6 protein-coding genes and 1 pseudogene are annotated in these 7,765 nt (G+C 24.6%); all 7 read right to left on the bottom strand.

What is annotated here, in order from left to right; genetic code table 11:
- Nucleotides 1-80 precede the first annotated feature (80 nt).
- The 7 genes and pseudogenes from KGF50_RS19205 to KGF50_RS19175 all read right to left on the bottom strand — a co-directional run bounded on the left by KGF50_RS19205 (nt 81) and on the right by KGF50_RS19175 (nt 7,630).
- Complete coding sequence (locus KGF50_RS19205; RefSeq protein ID WP_227849547.1) at nt 81-1,349, bottom strand: McrC family protein; 1,269 nt, start codon at nt 1,347-1,349, stop codon at nt 81-83.
- A complete protein-coding gene (locus KGF50_RS19200; RefSeq protein WP_227849546.1) occupies nt 1,342-3,276 on the bottom strand; it encodes an AAA family ATPase in 1,935 nt (644 codons plus the stop codon). The genes KGF50_RS19205 and KGF50_RS19200 overlap by 8 nt, the downstream gene beginning before the upstream one ends.
- Nucleotides 3,277-3,303: 27 nt before the next feature.
- Nucleotides 3,304-4,026: a cell division protein gene (locus KGF50_RS19195; protein ID WP_227849545.1), complete on the bottom strand. Its 723-nt coding sequence runs from the start codon at nt 4,024-4,026 to the stop codon at nt 3,304-3,306.
- A gap of 189 nt (nt 4,027-4,215) precedes the next feature.
- Nucleotides 4,216-5,379: a transposase gene (locus KGF50_RS19190; protein WP_227849544.1), complete on the bottom strand. Its 1,164-nt coding sequence runs from the start codon at nt 5,377-5,379 to the stop codon at nt 4,216-4,218.
- Nucleotides 5,351-5,970: pseudogene (locus tag KGF50_RS19185) on the bottom strand (IS607 family transposase). Before KGF50_RS19185 ends, KGF50_RS19190 begins: the two are co-directional and overlap by 29 nt.
- Nucleotides 5,971-6,078: 108 nt before the next feature.
- Entirely contained in the window at nt 6,079-7,056 is a 978-nt protein-coding gene (locus KGF50_RS19180; RefSeq protein ID WP_227849543.1) for a WYL domain-containing protein, read from the bottom strand.
- Nucleotides 7,057-7,129: 73 nt separating this feature from the next.
- Nucleotides 7,130-7,630 carry a QueT transporter family protein gene (locus KGF50_RS19175; RefSeq protein ID WP_227849542.1) on the bottom strand — a complete coding sequence of 167 codons (501 nt, stop codon included), beginning with the start codon at nt 7,628-7,630 and terminating at the stop codon, nt 7,130-7,132.
- Nucleotides 7,631-7,765: the final 135 nt, after the last annotated feature.

Raw genomic sequence — 7,765 nt, 5'->3', positions numbered from 1 at the left:
CTTTTATATAGTTCTTGCATGCTATAAAATTATTTATTGCTTTATACAATGTATTTTTATTATTTTTATAATTCTTATTTTTAAAATTTATAATTAAAAATTATTTTTTTCAAATCAGTTATGGTGTTTTTTATATCATCCAATCTTACAGTTTTTGCTTCTATAAATTTACCTTTAAATGACTCCAATAATTTCCATGAGCTGTAATTTTTATCTTTTTTGATACAAGGATATAATAATATACATCTTTTTGCATTTTCATAAGATGTTATATATGCATACATTTGATATATATCACTTGACCTATAGAAAATATTTGAATCCACTTCAATAGCTTTCCATTTTGTATCAATTATGATTTCAGATTCATATTTTGAATCATATAAAACTATATCAGGCCTTAAATTAAAAGTTTTCTTTCCCGTTTGTTCATTTTTTAAAAGGAATTTACTTTTATCTTGTATATATGTTTCTCTAAATTCATTATTCCATATACTCTTTATTAAGTTTCCTATATATTCTTCATATAAAATATTTATTTCAAATAATATAGAAAATGAATCTTGATTATTTTCGCTGTTATCCATCGATAAATTTAAAAGTATAAGTTTGGCCAATGAGTAACAATCTTTAAATCTATCATTATTTTTATAAAATTTATAATCTAATAGTTCATCTCTATTTATATAAATTAAATCCACATTATAAAAATAACTCAAAATTTTTTTTATCTTATTTTGAATTAAATTATCATCTATTCTACATAAAATAGATACACATGCCTTTTTTAAAACTTGATTCAAAAAATTATTTTCGCTATACTCATCATATTCACATTTTATTTTCATTGGAGATATATTTTTTTCTCTTGCATATTTACTTAGTAATATCTTACCTTTTACAACATTTGAATTATCTATCTTATTTATATATTCAAAATAAAGCCCTCTCTTAATTTGCATTTGCATACTTTCAATAAAATACATAACAAAAAAATTCATGAGATTATAATTTTTTAAACTTGATTTTGTATTTTCGTTCATTATAATTGGAATCTTATTACATGTAGAAAGCATTTGTAATAGCATTTCTCTATCTTTTACAATATTATTACTTAATGACAGCTTTGGAAGTATCTCCAATATTACATTTTCAAAACATATAACACCTACATAATTTATGAATCTCAGTTTTTTATATCTGATATCTATTATATTACTCTTCAATACATCGTTATTATTATCCAAATATTTAAGTAATCTTTCATATTCAGTTTCTGTAAGCTCATTTTCACCATTGCCTACTTTTATCCATTCATAAGTTTCCTTTACATATATATTTTTACTCATATATATTTTTTAACTCCTCAATAGATATATTTCGTTTTATAAAATAATTAACTTTACTTTCCATTATTGATGAATTATTATTTTTAAATAATTTAGATGCTGTGATTTCTTCCTTATAAACAATATATTTATCCTTTTCATTTTTACCTATACCACCTAAAATAAGTCCTACTTTTTCTGAGTCATAATAGAAATACTCTTGAAGAAGTGGTATTATTTTTTTTCTGAACACTACTACTATATCATCAATATTTTCTACATTTAATAAGTAAGCCTGTCCAATAACATGGTCTCTATCATATAAAAACTCTATTCTCTTATTGATTGTGTATAGCATATTTTTAACATCTATTCCATCTACAACAGGCAGTAAATCATAGACTGGCATAATTTCTTCAAAATCAAACCTTCTTCTCAAAGCTATATCTAAAAGAGCTATTGATTTGTCTGATGTATTCATAGTACCAATTATATATAAATTTGGAGGTAAAGAAAATTTTTCTTTTGAATATGGTAGTTTGACAATAGTTTGATTTGATTTCGTAAGTCTTTTATCATCTTCTAATAATGTTATTAACTCTCCAAATATTTTAGATATGTTCCCTCTATTGATTTCATCTATTATTAAAATATAGTTTTCTGATTCTTCAAAATTAAAGTTTTCAACATCTTCTATATTATCAAGCACCAACATCTTTTTTCTTGACTTTATATCTTCTAGAGTTAAAGTATCTTTTTCTAGCTCAAAATTTAGCTTCTTTTCAAGTTTCAACCCATCATAACATGCTTCTATAGCTATATCCTTCAATATACCATCTTCTGGCTTAAAATTACCTTCACCATCAGACTTGAGACCTTCTATAAATTCTTCATATCCATATGATTGATGAAAAGTACAAAATTCTACATTCTCTTTATAATCTGCATAACTTGTACAATCATTATTTTTCAAACTAGTTTCATTTATTAAATTATAAACTATTTGTTTTGCGTTATATGTTTTACCAGTCCCTGGTGGACCATAAAGTATGGTATTTAACGGAATTTTGTTAGTATATCTTTTTATATATTTTTCAACTAAATTATTATTTTCAAAGATAACCCATGCATTTCCATCAATACTCTCTTTTTCATTTTCTATCCATTCTACAGGTAAAAAATACCCCCCTTCTGAAGTAGTCATTTTATCTTTATCAAAACCTTCTTTAACTTGACAAACACCAAATAAACTTTTCATTGTATGGTCATTTTCGTAAATTACTTTTTCGCTATTATATACTAGAATATAATCATCTGTATTTATATTTTTCAAGTTTTCTAATTGTTCTAAGTTAGTAGGTTGAATAAACAGTTCTTCATTCTCTACACACTTATCTACATCTATATAATAATAGTTTTTTAGGTACCATTTATTATTGTCACTTTCTTCTATTCTTTTTTTTAATGATTTATTATCTTGTAATTTAATAATGTCTATATATGTATTTATATCTTCATTATTTAATTTATAAAACTCACTAGTATATATTTTACAATTTAAAACTGTATCAAATGTATACATCCATTTTACAGGTAATGTATGACCCAAAATATGACTTAATTCATAACCATTTTCAAAACTTTCTTCAACAATGCCAATAAGGACACTATACTTAATTTTTCCTTTTACATTTTGATATGCCTTATATAGAAAATAATCTCCTTTTTTAACTGACATAAATTTTTTTATAAAATCTTTGTCATTACAGTTCTCATTGATGTATTTTTCGGATTTTTTTCCCATATCAAGTACTTTTTTTAAATTTATTTTTATATCAAATCCCAATGCAATTATGCTTTCTTCTTTAAAAACTTGTGGTGTATCTGTTTCTTGATAAAAAAATTCTTCCATCAACCAATATTCTGTAACATTTATATTTTCAGACATATATTTCTCCTTAATATCTAAAATACATTAATTATATAATATTCCCACTTTAATCTTTCCATCTAAATTTTCTTTTAAGTATAAAGAAAATATCATTTCATAGCTTTCTTCTGCCTTATTTTGAATATTATTCATCAAATCATTTAATTCAACTAGTGAAAATTTATCATTTCCTTCAACAAAAACTATACCTTTTTTCCCAATAAATTCTTCACCAAAACATTCCATATTTTCAAATAAAATGTCTACTATTTCAGTGTGCTTTTTTGAATCTTCAAATTCCTCAAAAGAATACTTAATCCCTTTATCACTTATAATAGCTTCCTTTAAATCAGTTATATCTATATTTATCATACAAGAATCTGAAATAGACTCTATCATGACATTCATCAAATCAATAAATTTTAAAATACTATTTTCATTGACTTTAAATTCTCTATTAATTCCTAAGTCATCTTTATTTTCTTCTTCTGAATAATTTATACCTATAGATAAAATTCTTCTTTCATTAGACATATATGAAATGGCTTTTATAACTTCTCTACTTTGTTTATCTTCAGTTGAATATGCTAAAAATAATATATCAACTCCATCTAAAAGACTTCTAACATATTCTTTTTCAACAGCTTGATTCATAGTAATTTTTTCTATATCCATATTTATTTTTACTTTTTCTTCTATTTCATTTATTATACTAATACCTTCTACTCCAATACCAATTATCTTAGCATTCTTATTAACATTTTTCATTATAATATGTATCTGCTACTCAAAATATGGTCAAATATATCCATATCGAGATTTTTCCTTCTTCACTGAACCTCGCCTTGCCTAAGCTACTACGATTTGGTATAGTTCTCCAAAGGCTTAAATTCCGAAGTTAGCCCTCCGTACATATATAAGTGCTTTTAAGCCACTTGTGGGCTAATCACTCTGATTTTAAGCTATCTTATATTTTTTAACATTTTTAAGATTAAGACTTGCATTTAAATCTCTATCAATAGATAATCCACATTCACATTTGTACACTCTATCTTTAAGTTTTAAACCTTTATTAACCTTACCACATTGGCTACAAGTCTTTGATGATGGATACCATCTATCAGCTACTCTAAGTTCTATATTATTTTGTTTGCACTTAGCAGTTAGTTCAGTTCTAAATTCAAAGAACTTTTGATTTGATATCATCTTTGATAAATGCTTATTCTTCATCATTCCACTAACATTTAAATCTTCAATAGTTATATAGCTTGGCTTTTGCTCTGTTATTGAAAATACTGTTTTATTAATATAATCAGTTCTTATATTAGCTAATCTTTGATGAATTTTTTGTATTTTGCCTACCTGTTTTTGGATATTTTGACGAGTAGCTACTCCTTCTTTTATATTTTTATTTCTTACTTTTAAACTCTCATATTTTCTTGAAAGTTTTCTTTGTTCTCTTTTTAATTTCTTTTCAACTTTTTTGATAGTTGAAGTCTTGTTTATATTTTTAAATTTACTTCCATTTGAACATATTGCAAAATCTTTAATTCCTAAGTCAATACCTATTCCTTCATTAGTACATTTAGATACTTGAATATCATCTTCCTCAACTAATATAGATACATAGTATCTATTAGATTTTTGACTTACTGTACCACTTTTAACTATTGAATTTGTTGGTATATAGCCAAATTCTTTTAGTCTTACCCAACCAAGAGTAGGTATTTTGACCCTATGCCTTTCAATAGTCCAATCAGTTTTGTTATTCTTTGGAAAATACGCTTTAACATCTTGATTTTTCTTTTTCTTGTATTTAGGAAAACCTTTAGTTTTTTTAAAGAAATCTTTAAAGGCTTTATCTCCATTCATAATAGCTTGTTTTGTAGCCTTAGAAGATACATCTTTAATCCATTTCATATCTTGATTATTAGGAATATATTCATTATTTAACCATTTAGAAAAATCCATACCGCTTATAAATTTACCTTTACTCTCATAAACTTCTTTATTGTGAGCAATATAGAAGTTATATATAAATCTACTAACACCAATCGTTTGATGTATTTTAGATTTTTGTTCTTGAGTAGGATTAATTTCTATCTTGTATGCTCTTTTCAACTTCTTCACCCTCTCTAATCTTTTTCTTATACTTTCTTAATCCATATATGCGACAACTAAATATATGAAGTATCGAAATTATATTTTGAACTAATTCCTCTTGTGGTGAAAGACTTTCGTTATTAACTACTATAATATTTACATTAAACTTAACTAAAAATCCTTCAAACCACTCATAACCAAATCGAATAAATCTATCTTTATGAGTTATAATAATTGTATTTACTTCATTAGTCATGCAACTATCAATTAGCTTATTCCACTTTTTACGATTATAGTTTAGCCCACTTCAATAACTTCATCTACTATTATTCCTTTAGCATTTGCATATTGTCTAAGGAAGTCTACTTGATTTTTTAAATCATCTTTTTGATTAGAAGTTGAAACCCTTGTATAAATAACTATTTTTCTATTTACTTGTTCTTTATGTATTCCTTTATATTCTAAATATTGTTCATAGGTGTAGTATCTTCTATCTGTTGGAGTTCTAAAAGCCTTTAATTTCCATTCAACATCCCAACGTTGCAGAGTTCTGACTGAAATATTAATTAACTCTGCAAACTCTTTTGGTTTATAGTTATTGTTTTTCATATAATCACCTCTTGACTATAATTTACTATAAATAACTATATTTATCTGTGTTTTTATTAACTAAAGATAATCTCCTTAATAATTATTTAATTTTAACATTTTTAAATATTATATCATATTTTCTTCATAAAAATATTTTAACTCTTTAACCTTATCACAAAGCAATTTATTTATAAATTTTGGTTCTATAACTTTAGCATCTTTTCCTATTGAAAATAATGTAGATATACACCAATCTATTTCTTCATACTTTATAAATCCATCAATTGCTCCACTTCCATCTTCATTTAATTCTACATTAGAATCTAAAAAATCATGCTTTATTTTAGAAACACCTTCTTTTGTCAGTAATATATGTAAGTGAATGACTTCACTAGTTTCTTGAAGAATTGATATGTTTTCATTTAACTTACTATATACTGTATCTAGCCATTTTTTCAAACTTATATATTCCTTTTTGCATTCTCCTACTTTTTTAATTTCTAATACTTTATCTATACGAATTATTATGATACTATCACTTTCATAGTCATACACTGGTGAAAACCAAAATCCTTCATTTAAATATATACCTATTGGGCATATTTTTTTCTCTAGCAACTGATTTCCAGATTTATATTTAATATTTAAAACACAAGAGTTTGATGAAGCCTTGAAAAATTCAGTCACAATATTGATATCAATATTTTTATAATTAGCTATAAACTCAATATATTTTTCAATGTTGTTTATACCTATTTTTGCACTACTCTCACGATTATAATTTATTTTTTCAATTATAGAATCAATTTCTTTTTTTATGTGTGAAAAATTGTAAACTTGTAGTGCCTTAAATGCAAAAACTATAGACATAACTTCTTTTTCTGTAAATACAACAGGAGGTATATAGCTGTTATTTAATACTCTATAACCTCCATTTCTACCTTTTTCTGCTTGAATTGGAAGTCCCATTTTATTTAATTCTATTAAATATCGTTGAATAGTTTTAGTTGAAAGATTAAACTTCTCTGACAACTCTTTGATTGTAAACTTTTGTCTATCATTAATATATGTCCAAACATCAGTTAATCTCTTTATCTTTGACAAATAAAATCCCCCTTATAATAATACTATTCTTAATCCACACTAATTTTTAATCTACAAAATAATGTTCTGCACTCTAAAACTTAATGTCAATGATATTTCTATATTTCTTCATTAAAAAACAAAAGAATGGTACTCCTACCAATGTTACTACTACAAATTCTCCAAAACCTACTTGTATCATCGATAATATTAAAGGAAGTCCAAAAAATATATTTAACATTAGTCCAACTACAATTGCATTTATGATAGTAGGCCATATAGAAGCTATAATTAATGTGCTTTTATTTTGACCTCCTAACTTTCTAGTAATATAGACTAAACTTGCACTTATAAATGTGGCAAATGTTCCAAAAATTATATCAGGTACACCATATGGACCTATTACATTTGCTAAAAAGCAACCCAATGTAAGACCTACTATATATCCCTTATCTAAAAATGCTAGAAGCATCATAATCTCGGCTATCCTAAATTGTATTGGCCCATAACTTATAAATCCTAATGATAAAGTTAAAACTGCATAAATTGATGTAACAACTGCTGTTACTGCTATATTGATACTATTTCTTTTCATATATCTCTCCTAGTAAAAATTTTATTGCTAAAAATTAATAACATAATTTTATTTTATACAAAATTTATAAACTTAAACAATAAGTTCAAATAAATAAATTATTTTGACGAACTATTTTATTAATCTAATTTATAT

The organism is Clostridioides sp. ZZV15-6598, assembly GCF_020657705.1.
In the GTDB taxonomy this organism is placed as follows: domain Bacteria; phylum Bacillota; class Clostridia; order Peptostreptococcales; family Peptostreptococcaceae; genus Clostridioides; species Clostridioides difficile_F.
This window is presented reverse-complemented; position numbering and strand designations above follow the sequence as displayed.